17 protein-coding genes and 1 tRNA gene are annotated in these 18,947 nt (G+C 50.7%); 14 read left to right on the top strand and 4 right to left on the bottom strand.

Annotation, left to right across the window (positions count from 1 at the left end):
* The first annotated feature begins 13 nt into the window (after nt 1-13).
* Nucleotides 14-90: transfer RNA gene (locus BMZ51_RS22220), tRNA-Met, on the top strand.
* A 163-nt stretch (nt 91-253) separates the two neighbouring features.
* On the opposite strand, the gene BMZ51_RS22215 is transcribed toward BMZ51_RS22220, so the two are convergent.
* The 3 genes from BMZ51_RS22215 to BMZ51_RS22205 form a co-directional block, all read right to left on the bottom strand.
* Nucleotides 254-952 (bottom strand): GntR family transcriptional regulator, encoded by a 699-nt coding sequence (locus BMZ51_RS22215; RefSeq protein WP_068008699.1) that lies wholly within the window; start codon nt 950-952, stop codon nt 254-256.
* Between the two features lie 66 nt (nt 953-1,018).
* Nucleotides 1,019-2,176, bottom strand: a complete 1,158-nt coding sequence (argE, locus tag BMZ51_RS22210) for an acetylornithine deacetylase (protein WP_068008702.1) — start codon at nt 2,174-2,176, stop codon at nt 1,019-1,021.
* A gap of 3 nt (nt 2,177-2,179) precedes the next feature.
* Nucleotides 2,180-3,364, bottom strand: a complete 1,185-nt coding sequence (locus tag BMZ51_RS22205) for a M24 family metallopeptidase (RefSeq protein ID WP_068008705.1) — start codon at nt 3,362-3,364, stop codon at nt 2,180-2,182.
* A 241-nt stretch (nt 3,365-3,605) separates the two neighbouring features.
* Here BMZ51_RS22205 and eutB point away from each other — a divergent pair, with 241 nt between their 5' ends.
* The 12 genes from eutB (at nt 3,606) to BMZ51_RS22135 (ending at nt 16,382) form a co-directional block, all read left to right on the top strand.
* On the top strand, nt 3,606-4,613 hold the full coding sequence (eutB, locus tag BMZ51_RS22200) for a hydroxyectoine utilization dehydratase EutB (protein ID WP_068008708.1): 1,008 nt from the start codon (nt 3,606-3,608) through the stop codon (nt 4,611-4,613).
* A gap of 101 nt (nt 4,614-4,714) precedes the next feature.
* Nucleotides 4,715-5,734 carry a TRAP transporter substrate-binding protein gene (locus BMZ51_RS22195; protein WP_068008710.1) on the top strand — a complete coding sequence of 340 codons (1,020 nt, stop codon included), beginning with the start codon at nt 4,715-4,717 and terminating at the stop codon, nt 5,732-5,734.
* Between the two features lie 78 nt (nt 5,735-5,812).
* On the top strand, nt 5,813-6,376 hold the full coding sequence (locus tag BMZ51_RS22190; protein WP_068008713.1) for a TRAP transporter small permease: 564 nt from the start codon (nt 5,813-5,815) through the stop codon (nt 6,374-6,376).
* 12 nt (nt 6,377-6,388) lie between these two features.
* Complete coding sequence (locus BMZ51_RS22185) at nt 6,389-7,675, top strand: TRAP transporter large permease (RefSeq protein ID WP_068008716.1); 1,287 nt, start codon at nt 6,389-6,391, stop codon at nt 7,673-7,675.
* A gap of 12 nt (nt 7,676-7,687) precedes the next feature.
* Nucleotides 7,688-8,128, top strand: coding sequence for a universal stress protein (locus tag BMZ51_RS22180; protein ID WP_068008719.1), 441 nt, complete (start codon nt 7,688-7,690; stop codon nt 8,126-8,128).
* Between the two features lie 8 nt (nt 8,129-8,136).
* Nucleotides 8,137-8,901 (top strand): ectoine utilization protein EutA, encoded by a 765-nt coding sequence (eutA, locus tag BMZ51_RS22175; protein ID WP_068008722.1) that lies wholly within the window; start codon nt 8,137-8,139, stop codon nt 8,899-8,901.
* 181 nt (nt 8,902-9,082) lie between these two features.
* Nucleotides 9,083-10,072, top strand: coding sequence for a cyclodeaminase (locus tag BMZ51_RS22170; protein WP_068008725.1), 990 nt, complete (start codon nt 9,083-9,085; stop codon nt 10,070-10,072).
* Nucleotides 10,073-10,096: 24 nt separating this feature from the next.
* The gene (locus BMZ51_RS22165) at nt 10,097-10,576 is read left to right on the top strand and encodes an Lrp/AsnC family transcriptional regulator (protein ID WP_068008728.1); all 480 of its coding nucleotides are present in this window, start codon (nt 10,097-10,099) and stop codon (nt 10,574-10,576) included.
* 88 nt (nt 10,577-10,664) lie between these two features.
* Nucleotides 10,665-12,140, top strand: a complete 1,476-nt coding sequence (locus BMZ51_RS22160) for an NAD-dependent succinate-semialdehyde dehydrogenase (RefSeq protein WP_068008731.1) — start codon at nt 10,665-10,667, stop codon at nt 12,138-12,140.
* A 13-nt stretch (nt 12,141-12,153) separates the two neighbouring features.
* Nucleotides 12,154-13,527, top strand: a complete 1,374-nt coding sequence (locus BMZ51_RS22155; RefSeq protein ID WP_068008734.1) for an aspartate aminotransferase family protein — start codon at nt 12,154-12,156, stop codon at nt 13,525-13,527.
* Nucleotides 13,528-13,785: 258 nt separating this feature from the next.
* Nucleotides 13,786-14,760 (top strand): alpha/beta fold hydrolase, encoded by a 975-nt coding sequence (locus BMZ51_RS22145; RefSeq protein WP_068008740.1) that lies wholly within the window; start codon nt 13,786-13,788, stop codon nt 14,758-14,760.
* A gap of 449 nt (nt 14,761-15,209) precedes the next feature.
* Nucleotides 15,210-16,382, top strand: coding sequence for a DUF3179 domain-containing (seleno)protein (locus BMZ51_RS22135; RefSeq protein WP_068008746.1), 1,173 nt, complete (start codon nt 15,210-15,212; stop codon nt 16,380-16,382).
* 243 nt (nt 16,383-16,625) lie between these two features.
* On the opposite strand, the gene BMZ51_RS22130 is transcribed toward BMZ51_RS22135, so the two are convergent.
* The gene (locus BMZ51_RS22130; RefSeq protein ID WP_068008749.1) at nt 16,626-17,045 is read right to left on the bottom strand and encodes a hypothetical protein; all 420 of its coding nucleotides are present in this window, start codon (nt 17,043-17,045) and stop codon (nt 16,626-16,628) included.
* Nucleotides 17,046-17,294: 249 nt separating this feature from the next.
* Between BMZ51_RS22130 and BMZ51_RS22125 the strand changes: the two genes are divergently transcribed.
* On the top strand, nt 17,295-18,269 hold the full coding sequence (locus BMZ51_RS22125) for an AraC family transcriptional regulator (protein WP_068008752.1): 975 nt from the start codon (nt 17,295-17,297) through the stop codon (nt 18,267-18,269).
* The last annotated feature ends 678 nt before the right edge of the window (nt 18,270-18,947 follow it).

Raw genomic sequence — 18,947 nt, 5'->3', positions numbered from 1 at the left:
AATATCCTATTACCGCGGGGTGGAGCAGCCCGGTAGCTCGTCAGGCTCATAACCTGAAGGTCGCAAGTTCAAATCTTGCCCCCGCAACCAAATATTCAACCCGTTATCACATCGATAGCGGGTTTTTTGTTATGCAGAATTTGACCATCCAAAATCAGATAGAAAGTTTGTTCACGCATCATATGAAGCGTGCGCGAATTTGGCCTGAACCAAATTGCAACTTGGTTTTGGGCCTATGCCAAAGAGCTTGGCATTATGCGTTGGCTGAGGTTTGGTAAGAGATCTTCATTCGGGTGAAGCTCATGGAAATGTGAGCTTTTTGGATAAGGGCTACGGCTTGCATGTCGCCAAGTATTAGGGCGGTCAAGATGTCATCTAATTCCCTGTTAAAAATGACGACTTCATCAACCAGATCAATGACGGAGACGAAAAGGGACTTCAGCCAGATGCGCGTTGTTTGCATATACAGCCGTTCTGAAACTTCCCGCAATGGGCCGTTGTCAGTCAGCTGAAGTAGGGTGAGGAAGAACTCCATGATCAGCGTAGAGAATTCGCGTGCATTCGGGTTTGCAAGAAGCTGTTTTGACCGTATCGCCAGTGCCTCAAATTTTGCCATAAGTGTTTCTGAGGGGCGGACGGGTGAGAGTTTTCCGCTGAGTTCGGCCAGCTCCATACGCAGCATATAGGTTTGCTCTAGTTCTGTGATGTCAACGTCAGTTACAAACGTACCAACGCCGTGAACTGATCTGAGCAGGCCGTCGCTTTCCAGGCGAACAAGAACTCTACGCAGTGGTGTGCGGCTTACGCCGAACTCTTCTGCAAGTTCTGCTTCCGATAGTCGAGTTCCAGGCGTGTATTCAAGCAGGCAAATTCGGTTCCTGATCTCGTGGTACATCCGATCAAAGCGATCTCGGGCGCTGTAGTCAACATTCGTTAGATCTAGGGCGTTCACCGATTATCCTTTTCCAATTTCTTCAACGCATACACAATTCACGCAATGGGTGAGGCTGTCGGCTCATTAGGTCAACCTATCGCAGAGACCTTCCAACATCTCAAGGCATTGAGATATTTGGTCAAGCGAAACATATTCATCTGGCTTATGGGCCTGGTCAATGGAACCTGGACCGCATACGACAGCTGTCATGCCTAAGTCTTGAAAGATTCCTGCCTCCGTTCCAAATGGGGCGACATCCGCTTCTTTGGCGCCGGTGAGTTCGCGGAGGATTTCGCGGGCCTCATTTTGGGCCACTGGTTCCAATCCGTCCACCTCACCGATGACCTCAGTGATGATATTGGCCTCTGGTGATATCGCTTGCATCGCCGGTATCAGCGTATGGGTGCAAAGCCGGTTTAAGCTGTCTTTGACATAATCTGCATCTGAGCGTTGTACTGGCCGCATCTCCCAATCAACACGGGCTTTTCCGGGAATGACATTGTGAGCTACCCCTCCAATGAGTGATCCGGTATTGATCGTGGTCCAGGGCGGGTCAAATCTGCTTTGTGCAGGTGCGCGCGTGCGCAGTTCACTCTTCAATTCAAGTAGGTGGTTCACATATTGCGCTGCATACTCCACGGCATTAACGCCCTTCTCGGGGCTGGATCCATGGCCTTCAAACCCGGTGAATTGGGTGGTGTATTCATAACAGCCTTTGTGGCCCTCGATGATCCGCATTGACGTGGGCTCACCAATAATTGCGACGGCGGGTTGTATGCCGTACTGACGCAGAGACTCCGCAAGAGCTTTTGCGCCAAAGCAGCCAACCTCTTCATCATAGGTGAAGGCAAAATGGATCGGACGTTTGAGGTCAAGCAGCGCATATTGTGGCGCCATCGCAACCACAGATGCAATAAAACCCTTCATATCGCAGGAACCCCGACCGAACAGCTTTTCGTCACGCTCAACCATTTCAAAGGGGTCTGTTGTCCAATCCTGGTCGGCAACAGGAACAACGTCTGAATGCCCGGAAAGGACAATTCCGCCATCTACGTTTGGGCCTATCGTCGCGAACAGGTTTGCCTTGGAACCAGTAGTATCCTGCCAGATCTCAACCTCGGCTTTGGCATTGGACAAGTAAAGCGCTAAGTGGTGGATCATATCCAGATTACTGTTGGAGGAGATTGTCGGGAAAGCGATGAGCTCTCCTAGTAATTTCTTGGTGTTGCTTAGAGTGTCCACGGCCTAGTCCTTCACAAACAGTTTGCGTTCTACGTTGCATAACGCTTCAGCAGGACCAGTCTCTGTAATCAATATGGTTTCGGTGGTTTCAAGCCCCCATCCATCCATCCAAAGGCCAGGCATGAAATGGAATGTCATTCCGGGGAGTAGGAGTGTTTCGTCTGTTGGACGGAGCGATACTGTGCGTTCGCCCCAGTCTGGTGGATAACTAAGGCCAATTGGGTAACCGCAGCGCCCTCCGCGATCGATACCCACCTTTGCTAAAGCGGTATTAAGGGCATTGGCAATATCGCAAGCGCGATTCCCTGCTTTTGCGGCTTCAAGGCCAGCTTCCAGTCCCTCGGCCAGGGCGGCTGATGCATCGCTCATTAATTGAGGTGGCTTACCTAAAAAAATGGATCGGCATAGAGGGGCGTGATAGCGACGATAGCAGCCTGAAAGCTCAAAAAACGTGATCTCGCCAGTTTCCATTTGGTTGCCATTCCAGGTCAAGTGCGGCGCTGCTGCATCGATACCAGAGGGCGTGAGTGGAACAATCGCGGGATAATCCCCCCAGTTTTCACCAATACCCATAATGCCAGCGTGGCAAATGTCAGCAACCAGTTCATTTTTACGTAGGCCCGGTTCTGCTTTCTGAAGTGCAATGCCAGTAATCCTCTCAGATATTGATGCTGCTTTGCGAATGAACTCCAACTCTTCTGCAGATTTTACGCCGCGCTGCCAGTTGACCAAGGCTGTTGCGTCAATCATCTGGGCGTTTGGCAGCTTGGAAACGAGCACCGCATGTGCTTTCGCCGAGTAATAGTAGTTTTCCATTTCAACGCCAATGCGTGAAGTGGAATAACCCATCATGTGGAGGTGCTGGGCAAGGTCTTCCATTGGGTGGCAAGTGGTTGATTGAATATAGGTATCGGCATAGCCGAGTACTTTATCATCATCCATCCAGACAGTTCGAAGTGCGCCATTTGCATCTTGAATACGCCCCCACCATATAGGATCGCCCTCCATGGGAAGGATGACACCTTGATGCACGTAAAAAGACCAGCCATCATAACCCGTCAACCAAGCTTGATTTGACGGGTCAGTAACAAAAAGAAGGTCAACACCATCTGAAAGCATGGCCTTGCGTGTCTTTGCAATCCGTCGGTCGTATTCGGTTTTGCTAAAGGGTGCGTTCTCTAGTCCCATCGTCGCCTCGCTGAAATGGCTACATATTGTACACAACGATATTTGTTTAAACTAATAACAGTCAAAAAAATCGAAGATTCAAGCATAAATATTACTTTTTATTTCTATTTTTTGTAATTTATATATTGACTGAAGGGGAGTTTAGGTGGTGTTGTGTACATCATTGGTTTGTCTTGAGGCGCTCTGCCGGGTTCTTCCGAGTGGCCATTGAGCGACCACCAATTTGTATAAGACGGCTGATATGATTTTCACTCTTGCAGACATTCTTGCTGCGCAAGCGCGAATAAAGGGGGTTGCTGACCAGACGCCGTTTATTCCCTCGCCATTTATGAGCGCAGCGTGTGGGCAAGAATTCCTGATGAAAATGGAAAATATGCAGCCAGTTGGTGCCTTTAAATTGCGAGGAGCAGTTTCAGCGGTGATGGCGCTGTGTGAGGATGTTCGCGGGGTCACATGCTGTTCGACAGGTAATCATGGCCGTGGAATCGCGTTTGCTGCCGCAAAACGTGGGATCAAAGCAGTTATTTGCATGTCCTCGCTGGTTCCGACTGCCAAAGTTGAGGCTGTCAGAGCTCTGGGTGCGGAGGTTCGCATTATCGGCACCACGCAGGATGAGGCGATGCATGAAAGCCAGCGCATTTGTGAAAGCGAGGGCCTGGTGGAAATCTCCCCCTTTGATGATCCGCATGTCATCGGCGGACAGGGGACGATCGGCCTTGAAATGCTTGAAGCGCGCCCTGATTTGGAAACCATATTGGTTCCGCTTTCCGGCGGGGGCCTTGCTGCAGGCGTTGCAACCGCTGCCAAGGCAATCAATCCACGTATCCGCGTTATCGGCATAACTATGGATCGCGGTGCGGCCATGTATGAAAGCGTTAAAGCCAATACACCTGTTGAGGTCCCTGAGTTTTCATCTCTCGCCGATTCTTTGGGAGGTGGAATTGGTCTCAAGAACCGTCTTTCCTTCCAGATATGCCGCGACCTGATTGATGACTACATTCTCGTGACAGAAGACGAAATACGCCATGCAATGCAGGTCATGTTTTATGAAGATCGCATGGTGGCAGAAGGTGCCTCGGTTGTTGGTATGGCAGCTGTTCTTTCCGGAAAATCGCCTGCATTGGGCGGGCCTGTTGCCACAATTGTAACGGGCCGAAACCTTGATATGCCGACGTTTGCTCACATCATGATGGGGCAGGATGTAAGCATCGGAAAGCTGCGGGTCAAAGGTGTCTCCTATGCCGCCTGATTTGGCTGCACAGAACGCGCTAAAGCAAATTTTATTAGGAAACGACGTGGAAAACGCCGGGCAAATTAATAGCGAATGCATCTATTAATATGGAGGGGAATATGAGTAATTTTTTTAAAGAGGCGATCAAATCCTGCGCAGCCGTGGGCTTGGTTTTTGCAGCAGCCGGGTCAGCACAGGCAGACACCTGGCGCTATGCCTTTGAAGAGGCAATGACTGATGTTCAAGGTGTCTATGCGCAAAAGTTCAAAGCAGAAATTGAAGCGAATTCTGACCATGAGATCCAGTTGTTCCCCTATGGAACACTCGGAGAAGCAGCTGATATCATGGAGCAGACACAAGACGGGATCTTGCAGTTCGTGGATCAATCTCCAGGCTTTACCGGAGCGTTGATCCCAGAAGCCCAGGTGTTTTTCGTCCCTTACCTATTGCCGACAGATCAGGAGCACCTCGCGCGCTTTTACCGCGAAAGTAAAGCGATCAACGAGATGTTCAAACCGCTTTACGCGGACAAGGGCCTTGAGTTGCTCAAAATGTTCCCGGAAGGCGAAGTGGCTATGACCACTAAAACGCCGATAAAGACATGTTCTGACCTGAACGAAATCAAGTTCCGCGTCATGACAAACCCTCTTCTGGTGGAAAGTTACCGTGCCTTTGGTGCAACGCCGACGCCTTTGCCATGGGGTGAAGTGTATGGCGGGCTTCAAACTAACCTCATTCAGGGGCAGGAAAATCCGACATTCTTCCTGTACTCAACCAAGATTTATGAGGTCACGGATTACATCACTTATGCGGGCCATAACAACTTCACGACTGCTGTGATGGCAAACAAAGATTTCTACGATGGCTTGAGCGCAGAAGATCAGGGCGTGATTCAAAAAGCGGCATCAGTCGCTTATGAGCACACGGTGATTTACCAAAAGCAAGCTGGTGAAACCGAGTTGGCTAAGATCATGGAAGCTAAGCCGGAAATGAATGTGACTGTTTTGACAGAGGAAGAGCGCAGCTGCTTCAAAGCGGCGGCGGTTGACGTCGAAAACACATTCATTGAGATGACGGGCAACAGCGGTGCAAAAATCATTGCACAAATGAAGGCAGATCTGGCCGCGACAGCGCACTAGCCTTTCATTTCTATCAGCACACATGAGCTGGGCGGGGTAACCCCGCTCAGTACTTGTCATCAAATGCAAGGCGGTGGGATGAGCGATCAGCACCAATCTAGTTTGCCAGGCTTTTTGGGAGTCATCGACCGAACCATCAGCCGTATTGAATCTGTTTTGCTGGCTTTAGGTGTACTGCTCATGGCAGCCAACACGATCGCTAACGTCATAGGGCGGTTCGTGCTTGGAGATTCGATCTTCTTTTCTGAAGAACTCAACCGGATACTGGTCATTCTGATTACGTTTGCAGGCATAAGTTATGCTGCACGACATGGGCGTCATATTCGCATGAGCGCAATTTATGACGGACTGTCTCCCCGCTATCGTAAAATATTGATGGTGCTTATCTCATTGGTCACCGCAGGGTTTCTCTTCCTGCTCTGCTACTACTCATTCAATTATATCGAGAAACAGGCCGCCCGCGGCAGGGTTCTACCCGCTCTGCAAATTCCTGTCTGGACCATTCTGGTTTGGGTTCCCATCGGCTTTTTTATGACGGGAACGCAATATCTGCTGAGTGCGATCAAAAACATGACATCGCCCGACATCTATCTCTCGACCCAGGTTCAAGATGGGTACGAGGAAGACGAGATTGAGGTCTAGAAGGGGAAGACGATGGCTGCAACAATCTTTATAACCATGGTCCTTCTTCTTCTTCTGGGTTTTCCCATGATGATTCCGCTGATTGCAGCGACGTTCGTGGGGTTTTTCATGATGTTCGGAGATTTCGGGCACATGGAAACGATGATTCAGCAAATGGTAGCGGGCATCCGGCCCGCATCCTTGGTCGCTGTTCCGATGTTTATTTTTGCGGCAGATATCATGACGCGTGGACAATCGGCTGGCCGACTGATTGATCTGGTCATGGCATTTGTTGGACATTTGCGAGGTGGGCTCGCCATCTCAACGGCGATGGCCTGCACTATGTTTGGCGCAGTCTCAGGGTCAACGCAGGCAACCGTCGTCGCTATCGGCTCTCCATTGCGCCCACGTATGCTCAAGGCTGGTTATAAAGATAGTTTCGTTCTGGCGCTGGTTGTCAACGCCAGCGACATCGCATTTCTCATTCCGCCATCCATCGGCATGATCATTTACGGCGTGGTCTCAAACACATCAATTGCTGAACTGTTTATCGCCGGTATCGGGCCAGGCTTGCTCATCTTGCTGCTCTTTTCCATCTACAGCTACATCTATGCAGTGCGAAACAAAGTGCCAACTGAGCCCAAAGCAAGCTGGATAAAGCGTTTGAACGCTTTACGCAAAGCACTGTGGCCAATGGGCTTCCCACTCATCATTATTGGTGGAATTTACGGCGGTGTGTTCAGTCCAACAGAGGCAGCTGCCGTCTGCGTGCTCTATGCGCTCATTTTGGAAGTGGCTGTTTTCCGGTCCATGTCTTTGGCACAGGTTTATAAGACAGCGCAGTCAACGGGATTGATCACAGCTGTTGTCTTTATACTGGTGGGGGCTGGCGCTGCGTTTTCCTGGGTCATCTCCTTTGCGCAAGTCCCTCAGGAAATATTAAGCGCAATAGGGATCGCAGATATGGGGGCAATGGGCGTTCTGTTCGTTATCTCTGCGGCCTTTTTCATCGGCTGTATGTTTGTGGACCCCATTGTTGTCATTCTTGTACTTGTGCCGGTATTTGCCCCAGTGGTGAAAGCTGTAGGGTTGGACCCGGTTCTCGTGGGCACAATCATTACATTACAAGTGGCAATTGGCTCTGCAACACCGCCGTTTGGCTGCGATATTTTTACGGCAGTTGCAGTGTTTAAACGCCCTTATGCTGAGGTGGTCCGCGGCACTCCGCCCTTTATCTTCATGTTGATTGGGGTCGCTGTTGCGCTGATTTTCTTCCCGCAGATTGCTCTGTTCCTGCGCGATCTAGCGTTCTCCAAGTAAAAGGGGCACTCAATGTTTAACTCCATCCTTGTTCCTTTTGATGGTTCCAATGGCGCAGAGCAGGCCCTGCAAAAGGCGGTTAACCTGTCGATCATCTGCGGTAATGTACCGCTTACGCTTTTGACAGTATATCGGCACCACTCCGTGCTTGAAGGCTCATTTGCCGTTGTTCGGCCTGATGAAACTGACAGCCTTGAAGATGTGATGCGAAGCCATGCAAAAGCCGTTGCAGAGCAAGGCAAGCTCAGCGCCGTAGAGGCTGGCTGCACAAATATACGCGCACTGATCAAGTCTGGTCCAACAGCAAGAACCATCGTGGCCGTCGCGCAAGAACATGCGTGTGATCTAATTGTTATTGGCAGTCGTGGCCTTGGGTCTTTGGAAGGGTACCTGCTGGGCAGTGTCTCTCACAAAGTAACCAGTCTGGCAGACTGTCCTGTTCTTGTTGTCTAGGAAAGCCAATGGTTCCTGATAGTCTTGCAACCAACTCTTCGGTTGAAATTGTTTTGGAGGCTCGGCCTGTCAAAAAGAGGATTGGCCTCATCGTTTTGGCAACTGATCACACCAGCGAGTGCGATTTCTCGCGGATCTGTAATCCAGAGGAGGTTGGTGTATACGCCAACCGGATCGACTACCAAAACCCCAGCACACGCAAAAATTTGTTGGCCACTGGGCCAAGACTTTCAAAAGCTGCGGCGCAAATTCTGCCTGGTGAAGAACTTGATGTGATCGCCTATGGCTGCACGGCGGCTTCAATCGTTTTAGGGAACACAGCCGTTGGCATATATTTGAATGCTGGCAAACCAAATACACCAGTTGTGACGCCAAGCTCTGCCGCGTTTGATGCATTCAAAGCACTCAATATCAACCGCATTAGCGTTTTAACCCCCTATTCAGCCGGCATTTCAAATGAGCTGCTCCAGTATTTCGCAAAAAATGCCCTTCAGATTACCAAAGCGCACTGCCTTGGCGTTGATGACGACCGCGAAATTGCACGCCTTTGTGAAGAAACAATTATTGAGGCCGCTTGCGAAGCAATGGAACCATCAGCGCAGGCATTGTTTATCTCCTGTACCGGATTGAGAGCCATGGCATGCATTCAAAGGATAGAAGCGCGGATCGGAAAACCGGTTGTGACCTCAAATCAGGCGATGATCTGGCGGTGCCTTCAACACCTTGAAACACCTCAAAATGTGTCGGGTTTCGGCTGTCTTTTCCAGCACTGATTGCACCTCTAGGGGAGGTCGAGTGATGCAGCAGAGGTGGGTTTAGCTGCGCGCAACAATTTGACAAAGAACACCGCTGCATTGGGTCCAATAATACAGATGGCAGGTGGTGGCGTAGAAATGATATGGCATTCAGTGGAACTACGGATCGCCAGCACATTGTTTTAAGAGGGAGGCTCTCATGTCTGAAATCAAAATTCTTAGTGAAACTGATCTGCGAGCTGCCGTCTCTTTGAATAAGGACGCAGTTGCCTGCATAGAAAACGCATTTCACCTGCTTGCAACAAAAGATGTGGTGATGCCCCCAATTCTTAGTTTTGATGTGCCAGACCACAACGGCGAAGTGGATGTAAAGACAGCGTATGTGCCTGGAATAGAAAGTTTTGCACTAAAGGTAAGCTTGGGGTTTTTCGACAACCCAATGATGGGTCTTCCAAGTTTGAACGGTTTAATGACCCTGTTTGATGCAAAGACAGGCATTGTCAAAGCACTATTGCTGGACAATGGGTACTTGACCGATATTCGCACGGCAGCAGCCGGTGCTGTCGCTGCCAAACACCTTTCTCGCGAAAACAGCAAAACTGCGGGGATCCTCGGCAGTGGAATGCAAGCTCGCCTTCAACTGGAAGCCCTGAGTTTGGTACGCGACATAAAAACGGCTGTCATCTGGGGGCGTGATGAAAAGAAACTCGCTGAATGCGCAAGCGATTGCACCTCACGTTTGGGCATTGAAGTCAAGACAGGCAGTATAACTGACGTGATGGCGCAGGCCGATATTGTGGTGACCACCACCCCCTCTAGAAAGCCACTAATCACAGCAGACATGATACGCCCCGGCCAGCATATAACGGCCATGGGCTCGGATACTCCATTCAAAGCCGAACTTGCACCTTGTGTCATTCCTGCCGCCACTCTTTTTGTTTGCGATCGCTTGTCTCAATCAATCAAACTGGGCGAACTGCGCTCCGCGATAGAAGCTGGCACAGTCACAAACACTGATAGCTTTGCTGAGTTGGGGCCTGTTATCGCAGGTCAAAAGCAGGGACGCCGATCAGCAGATGATATTACAGTTTGCGATCTGACGGGCACCGGCGTGCAAGATACTGCCATTGCCACATTCGCTGAAGCCCAGTCTTTGGCCGCAAAAGCAGGTTCAACAATTCAGAGCTAACAGGCCAGACTATTGGAGCTAAACATGCAGCTTGATCAACGCGATCTGGATATCCTACGCATTCTCTCCGCTGAGGGCAGAATTACGAAAGCAGCGCTGGCAGATCGCATTGGGCTTTCCCCAACACCTTGTTGGGATAGACTGAAAAAACTGGAGAAATCTGGGCTGATCGAGAGCTATGGAGCACGGATCAATCTCAAGAAACTGGGACCTCACGTCACCGTTTTCGTCGCCGCCGAACTTGCTGACCACACCGCCGCAAGCTTTTATGCATTTGAAACTGCAATGCAGCACTATGATGAAGTTGTGGCTTGCTGGGCGTTGGGTGGAGGCTATGATTACCTGATGCAGATTGTAACGCGCGACGTAGATTCCTATCAGCGTTTGATTGACGAGATGCTGGATGCACGCATCGGGTTGTCTCGCTATTTCACCTACATCGTAACCAAACCGGTCAAAGGCAATATTGCCCCACCGTTGAATATTCTTTTCAATGCTGGCTAACAGTTGTTTCTTCTGTTGCCGGTAGCGCATTCGGTCACATCCTCCGTCAAAAACAGGCACATTCCTTTGTAAATACGGAGGAAGCAGTATGTCAGAAACGGCTCTATCTGCGCGGATAGACATTATAGATAAAGCCTTAGTGCGCTCTTTTTCCTACATAAATGGAAAATGGTCTGCAGCCAGTAAAGGCAAAACCTTTGCCGTTACTGATCCCTCAAATGGAACCTGCCTTGGCGACGTTGCAAGCCTTTCAGCAGAAGAATCGACTGGCGCTGTCAGTGCTGCGCAACAAGCCTTCGCCCACTGGGCAGGCTTACTGCCACAAGAGCGAGCCGCCATTTTGCGCAGGTGGTTCGATCTTCAGCTTGCGCATAAAGAAGACCTTGCCCGCATCATGGTTCTTGAACAGGGCAAGCCCTTGTCCGAGGCACGAGGAGAGATCGAGTACGGCGCAGCGTTTGCTGAGTTTTATGCCGAAGAAGCAAAGCGGCCCAATATTGAGGGCGTAACCAGCCACATGGCTGATGCTGAGGTTGAACTATGGCGTGAACCTGTTGGTGTGGCGGCTTTGATTACACCGTGGAATTTTCCTTCCGCCATGCTGACCCGCAAGGCTGCTGCTGCTTTGGCAGCGGGCTGTACAATCGTAGCGCATCCATCCGCACAAACCCCCTACAGCGCACTTGCCCTTGCCGAGTTGGCAGAGCGTGCAGGGTTCCCGCCCGGGGTGTTCAATGTGGTGACGGGTGTTGCACCTGAGGTTGTTGAGCCGTGGACCGAGGACAACCGCGTGCGGGCCTTGTCGTTCACAGGTTCTACTCCTGTAGGTAAGCTGCTCTACCGACAATGCGCCACAACAGTAAAGCGCCTTGTCTTGGAACTGGGAGGACATGCGCCTGTTATCGTGTTTAGGGATGGGGACCTTGAAAGCGCTGTCAATGAAGCGATCAAAGCCAAGTTCGCAACATCAGGTCAGGACTGCCTTGGAGCCAATCGCATTTTCGTAGAGCGCCCAATCTACGAGGCTTTTTGCAATAGCTTTATCAAAGCTGTGCAATCGCTCTCCATCGGTTGCGGAATGGACGACCCTGATGTGGGGCCGCTGATCAATGAAAAGGCCGTTCAAAAACAGGAAGAGCACGTCAGTGATGCCCTCGCAAAAGGAGCAAGAGTTGCCTGTGGCGGCGCGCGGCACCCCTTAGGCCCGCTGTTTTATGAGCCGACAGTGCTGGTCGATGTACCTGCAGATGCAGCCATTATGCACGATGAAACCTTTGGACCTGTTGCAGCAATCACCCCGTTTGACACGGAGGATGAAGTGATCTCACGCGCCAATGACACAGAGTACGCCCTCGTTGCTTACCTCCATAGCAATGATCCACGCAGGATTTATCGCGTGAGCCGCGCCCTTCAGTTTGGAATGGTCGCAGTCAACCGCACGAAAGTGACCGGCGCTCCCATTCCGTTTGGAGGCGCGAAGCAATCTGGTCTGGGCCGGGAGGGGGCACGGCTCGGCATGGAAGAATTCACCGAGATTAAATACGTCTGCCGCGACTGGGCATAAGGAAGGACACGATATGCTTAGAAATGATCAACTAGCACAATGGGACCGTGAGAACTTTTTCCATCCCTCAACCCACCTTGCACAGCACGCCCGCGGTGAAACACAAACCCGCGTGATTAAGTCAGCCTCAGGGTCATACATTGAAGACCGTGAGGGCCGCAAAATGTTGGACGCGTTTGCCGGACTATACTGCGTAAATGTGGGGTATGGCCGACAGGAAATCGCAGAAGCGATCGGCGACCAAGCCAAAGAACTGGCCTATTATCACTCCTATGTAGGTCACGGAACCGAAGCCTCTATCACGCTGTCGAAAATGATCCTGGACCGGGCGCCCGCCAACATGTCTAAGGTCTACTTCGGTTTGAGTGGCTCTGATGCCAATGAAACCAACATCAAACTGATCTGGTATTACAACAACATTTTGGGCCGCCCTGAGAAAAAGCGAATTATCTCTCGTTGGCGTGGCTATCACGGTTCAGGCCTCGTAACCGGATCACTCACCGGTCTGAAGCTGTTCCATAAAAAGTTCGACCTGCCTGTGGAACAAGTCATTCACACACAAGCACCCTACTACTTCCGCCGTGACGACCTGAACCAGAGCGAAGAGGAGTTTGTTGCTCATTGCGTTGCTGAGTTGGAAGCGCTGATTGAGCGTGAGGGAGCCGATACAATCGCCGCCTTTATTGGCGAGCCGGTGTTAGGCACAGGCGGTATCGTACCTCCGCCAGCTGGGTATTGGCCTGCCATTCAAGCCGTACTGAAAAAACACGATATCTTGCTTGTCGCCGATGAGGTCGTCACAGGTTTTGGCCGCCTTGGGTCCATGTTCGGTGCAGATCATTATGGGTTGGAAGCCGATATCATCACCATCGCAAAAGGCCTCACTTCCGCCTACGCCCCTTTGTCAGGCTCCATCATTTCCGAAAAGCTCTGGAAAGTCCTGGAGCAGGGCACGGATGAAAACGGACCAATCGGCCACGGCTGGACCTATTCTGCACACCCAATTGGAGCTGCTGCTGGTGTTGCAAACCTCAAGCTGCTGGATGACCTGAAACTCATCCAAAATGCCAGTTCAGTTGGTGCTTACCTCAACACTTCAATGAAAGAAGCGCTGGGCGACCACGCAAATGTGGGCGACATCCGCGGTGAGGGAATGCTTTGCGCAGTTGAGTTTGTCGAGGACAGACAAGACCGCAAATTCTTCGAAGCATCGCAGAAAATTGGAGCACAGCTCTCAGCCACTCTGCTCTCTCAAGACTCCGTAATAGCAAGAGCAATGCCACAAGGTGATATCCTGGGCTTTGCCCCACCATTTTGCCTAGGCCGCGAAGAAGCCGACATCATCGTGGCCTCCACCGCCCGCGCCGTCAAAACAGTACTAGGCTAACACAAAACCAACCGGACTGAGGTGAGGTCGTCGTCACCAACCGCAACCCTAAGGTTGCAACCATGGGGCGAACGGTATTGAATAAGCAACGCAGGCAACAATGAGGCTCAACAATCCCCATTGTTGCCTGCGATTGTTCCGGCGCGCGGTATCTCCAGTGTTCATTGCATATACCGCGCCATCAATAGCATGAAGCTGCTTTACCTCCAGGAAGGAGGGATGCGCTTTTGTTGCACCTGTCAGAGGAATTAGGATCACATGTCGGTTTGTGTTGAGGTGGAGATGCCACCGGTTAAATTTCACAGGTGCAATGGCATTGATATGGCTGTTTATGAAGCAGGTACCGGCCCAGCTGTCGTTTTGCTTCATGGCTGGCCAGAGCTTGCTTACTCATGGCGCTACCAGATCGAACCCTTGGTGAAGGCGGGGTACCGCGTGATTGCGCCTGACCTTCGCGGATACGGCCAAACGAGCCAGCCGGAGGATGTTGGTGCCTACACCATGAAGCACCTTATGGGAGATGTGATTGCGCTTTTGGATACACTGGAGATAGCGCAGGCATATGTGTGCGGTCATGATTGGGGCGGCCTGATTACCTGGCAACTGGCCCTGTTTTATCCAGAGCGGCTCATGGGTGTCATGAGCCTCAACACCCCGTTTATACCCCGCTCGAAGTTCGACCCGATTGACGTGTACCGCCATAACTTTGGCAAAGACATGTACATCGTGGCGATGCAGGAAGAGGGGCCCGTTGATCGCCTCTTGAACAATGAGACAGACAGGTTTTTCCGCACACTCATGCGATGCCGGTCCGTAAACTCTGCCAAAGGCAACACTGAGGCAACGCCCGCAAGCAACATGGCGCTGTTTAAGGAGTTTAAGGAAAACCGCGATGCTGCGCCGCGCGGTCAGCTATTATTATCTGAAAGCGATCTTGAGGTGTATGTAAGCACCTATCAAAAAAGTGGCTTCACTGGCGGGCTCAACTGGTATCGCAATTTCTCCACCAACTGGCGTGAAACAGAGGGAATGGAGCAGGTCATCACTGTGCCAACTCTCATGATCTGTGGCGCAGATGATCTCTACCTGCCACCGGCCTTAAGTGAGCATATGCATCATTTCGTGCCAGATCTGGAGCGACATGTCCTCAACAACTGCGGGCACTGGTCCCAGCAGGAACAACCTGCAGCCGTGAGCAATCTGCTCATCGACTGGCTTGCGCGCCAGCAATGAGCTCTGACGGCGTATTGAGGCAAAACTGTTTTGCACCATAGGCATTTGAGAGATTAAAAGGCATGACAGATGCCACAAAACCAACCCCTCGCATACTTGCTCTCGATCCTTGGATGCGCATCAAAGGGGGAAGCAACACCACAAACCTTTGCAAAGTCAATTGCAAAGGAGCTTGAGGATGCCGCTTGCCGGAGTGCAGGCTTTACGGGCACGTAATGTGGCTGGGTGACCAGTGCGCCCATTCGCACTGGCTCAGGGATCATACCGAAGGAACGTTTTGCTATTTCTGTTGTGCGTGTTTTAGTCTGTCAGGAGAGAGAGGCGAAGTTCATCATCGAAAGTGGAAGGCTCGAACAGACAAGTTAAATCCAATACATAGATTTATTTGCCAAGGCCATTTGCAATGGTCTTACCTTTGTTGCCTAGGGTCACGGAAAAAAGGTAACAATATGAAGAAGGCAAGAGCCAAGCCAAGCGCGGGTCTCCTATCTATATTCTTAGTATTGGGGCTAGTGACCGCTTTTATGGCCATTTTTGCTGCCATGCTGATGACAGAGGTTGGACAATTGCTGGATTGGCCGCGTCAATGGCTGATCACCTATTATGAGCACCGCTGGGCTTACATTGCCATCACTCTCATTTTGCTCGCAGTGATGTGGTTCTTGAATGTCCGCTACGCCCTGATGCATAGGTACCTCATGGTACTGGCGTCTATCGGTGTGTTTATCTGCATCTTTGCGGCCAATTTTCTGTTGCCGACTATGTTTCCGTCTTCTCAGACCACTGCACAATACGTCCCCATTGACGAAGCTGATAAGTTTATGAAGCCTGACGACATCATTTACGCCGTCGAAATCAACGGCGATGTTCGCGGATTCCCAAGGCATCATCTGGAAATCCCGCATATCGCTGGTGATACCATTGGCGGGGAAAATGTTACGATGACGTTCTGTGCGCTCTCGAACTTGCCTATCGTCATCGACCAGTCCAGCAATGGTGAAGAAATGGATCTCGCCATCCTTATTCAGGTGCACAACAACCTTCTGATGAAAGACAGCAAATCAGGTGAATTGATCCAACAAATCACTGGTGAGAAGGAATTTTCTGGAGGAAAAGTCACTGAATATCCGAACGATATGATGAGCTGGGAAACTTTCAAGACGGTGTATCCCGAAGCGACTGTTTTCGAGTACCAGTTTAACCGCCCCGTAGACACTTTCTTACAGAACTTGTTTGAAGGGCCACTGGAACAACAGTTTGATGAAGCGGAACCGCCCATCTTTCCGACCCTGGACATAAAGGACACACGCCTGCCGAATAAAGAACAGGTGTGGGGGTTGAACCTGAATGACAAGCAGCTTGCGATCACGAAGGAGTTCGCGGAGCAGCATCCTCTTTATGCGTTTGAGCATGAAGGGCAACCACTTCTCCTGTTTTACGATAAAGATCTGGACGTGGTGACTTTGTTTGACCGTCGAATTGACGGTGAGCCTGTAGAGGTAACCAAAGTAGATTTCTTCGGGAACACTCCTGCAGGCAGACTGGGCAAGGTACCCATGCAAAATGGAGTGTTTTGGATGGTCTGGTCCCATTGGTTCCCCGAGACTAGGGTACTCAGTTAGCTTTACGTAACAGAGGAATATGTGAGCCGCCCGATGATGGTCGGCTCACGGAATAAGCTGAAGGTGGATTGGCTGGTCGGCTTTAATCTGGAGCCGGATGCCGCTCTCTCGATTAGGGGCTGTTCTAACGGTCCGCAACGACGGTTGGTCCAAACTCCGCCGCGTAGCAAACAGCCTGCTATCTGCGCGGAATTTCGCACTCTTCAGCAGAGCACCTTATCTTTTGGCTGATATCTAGGCTGCTCAACTGGCGAACTGCTCCAGACGCTTTGGGCCAACCACCACGATATAAAGCAGAGATAATAAGAACGTGACACATAAAGGTGCAGCAGCAGTGGCAAGTACATTCGGTGTTCCGCGCCACATATGGGTAGCCGTTAAAAGCACAGAGACTGCTATGTTCGGAATAAGGAACGTCATGATATTGCGCAGTTTGACTGGGCGGATCACAAAGAAAAGCCCCTCCATGAGCACAGAGTAAACAAACGCATTTACAATTGTGAAGCTGATTTGCGTCAGTGAGGCCCGCAACGCGGCTTCGTTTCCATGAGAGGAATTAACCCACCATGCCCAGCACCCCCAAATGATCGCGAAAATAAACGCGTTTTTCGCACTATTTTTCAAGATATAAGTTAGTTCTAAATTAGAATTTATGAGATTCATGGAAATAACCTCTATTGAGAGTCATGATAAGCTTGGCGGGTTTATTACCCTCAATTTAAGTGCTGCTTGATTTGAATCTGCAAACTCGATATCGTTATTTTGTTTTAGTCATACCGACATGAATATGATTTGATTTATACGCCAGTATATTAGGTGGCAGGATTCAATCCATGATGATTTGTCCATATTTGTTATCCGAGCGTCCACGGCAGCAGTTCTTCATCTCTCTTTCAAATGCGTTGGTTTCATATGGATACTAAGGTAGCTTTGAATTTAGCACGTGATATGCCTGTGCAACCCAACGCAGACCCTGTTGGCGAAGTGCTGCACCAACTCAGGCTCACAGGCATTTTTTATTGTCAGGCTGAGCTGACAGCCCCATGGGCAATCACTATTCCAGCCCGCAATCATGTTGTCGCCTTTCTGGTTGTCACCGAAGGGCAAGCAAGGCTGGACCTCGCTCACGAGGAAACGATCATCGCCAATCAAGGTGATCTCGTACTGATCAACAGCTCCTTTCAAAGGCAGTTATCATCTTCAACCGGGGCAGTCACAGTGGATCTGGCAGATCTTCACCTCAATAAAGTGACGGATGTCTATGAAACTCTGCAATTTGGGGGCGGCGGCGATACCACCCGCGCAATCTACGGAATTGTGCATCTCAGCCATGCAGCCGGCCATCACGTGATGGAGCTGTTGCCTCCGGCCTTTAAAATTGACGGGTGGCGCGGGCAGGCGGGAGATTGGTTGCAAGCGACCCTGCAGCTCATAGCGCAAGAGGCTCTTCAACAACGCCCAGGCGGTGACACGCTGATCACCCGTTTGGCAGATGTTATCGTGATAGAAGCAATAAGGCAGTGGCTCAACACCGCGCCTGAAACAGATAAAAGCTGGCTAAGAGGAATGCGTGACCGACATATCGGGCCTGCACTGCTCGCTCTACATCGCGAACCGGCGAAAAACTGGAGTTTGGAAGAACTCGCAAAAACAGCCGGTATGTCACGCTCTGCCTTCTCTGCCCACTTTACTCAAACCGTCGGCCAGCCTGCAATGCAGTACCTAACCAAGTGCAGAATGCACCTTGCACGAATGGAGCTTACGGAGACAGCAGCCCCCATCTCTGTCATTTCGCAAAAAGTTGGATACAAATCCGAGCCTGCATTCAGTCGGGCCTACAAACGGTTTTTCAACACAACACCCCAAAGCACACGCCGAAGCACCTGAACGTAAAAGCCGACAAAACACGCGCCAAACACAGCGCCCCCTAAAGGGGAAATGTCTTGGGCATGTGGGGATAGATTTTGGTTGGTGGGGCATAAGTTCGGTTGAGCGGTGGTTTCTTATGTGTAGGGCATGGAGCGTGTTGGTTTCGGCTTGTGCTGCTGGTTTTGGCTGATTGGTTACATAGCCACGTTGGAATACGCGCGTTCCGCGCAAAGTTTCACAAACCCACGCAAAAGCGCTCAACGTTGGTTTGCGGTGTTTGCGTCACCCTATCGCGATCTCTCCTATATAGGCGCGGCCTCTCTTGTCCTCATACGTCCTTCTGTGCTCGCCCACACGCTCTGTTCTTGTGTTCTTCGGTGGGGTCAATGTTTTCCCAGTGTCTGTGTAAATTGATGATTTGTTAGGGATTGGGGTGTGTGTAAGGGTGTAATTGGCTGTTTTCTGCGGGATTTTGGGTATGTATTTGGTCAGGTTTGGGTGTGTTTGTTGATATATGAATCTGGATTTTGGGTTTGAGTTGAGTTTTTTGCAGATAGTTTTGTTTTTTTGGAGATTGCGTGTTGACGGTTAGCGATGTGCCGCCTATAACCCGCTCCACACCAACGGGGCGGCGCACACAGGGCGGCTCAAGCGGTTAAAAAACAGAAGGAATTACGGGGCTTTTTAAGGTTTTGT

It is taken from the genome of Pseudovibrio axinellae (assembly GCF_900110875.1).
In the GTDB taxonomy this organism is placed as follows: Bacteria; Pseudomonadota; Alphaproteobacteria; order Rhizobiales; family Stappiaceae; genus Pseudovibrio; species Pseudovibrio axinellae.
Note: the sequence above shows the minus strand (reverse complement) of the source record. Positions and strands in the feature narration are given on the sequence as shown.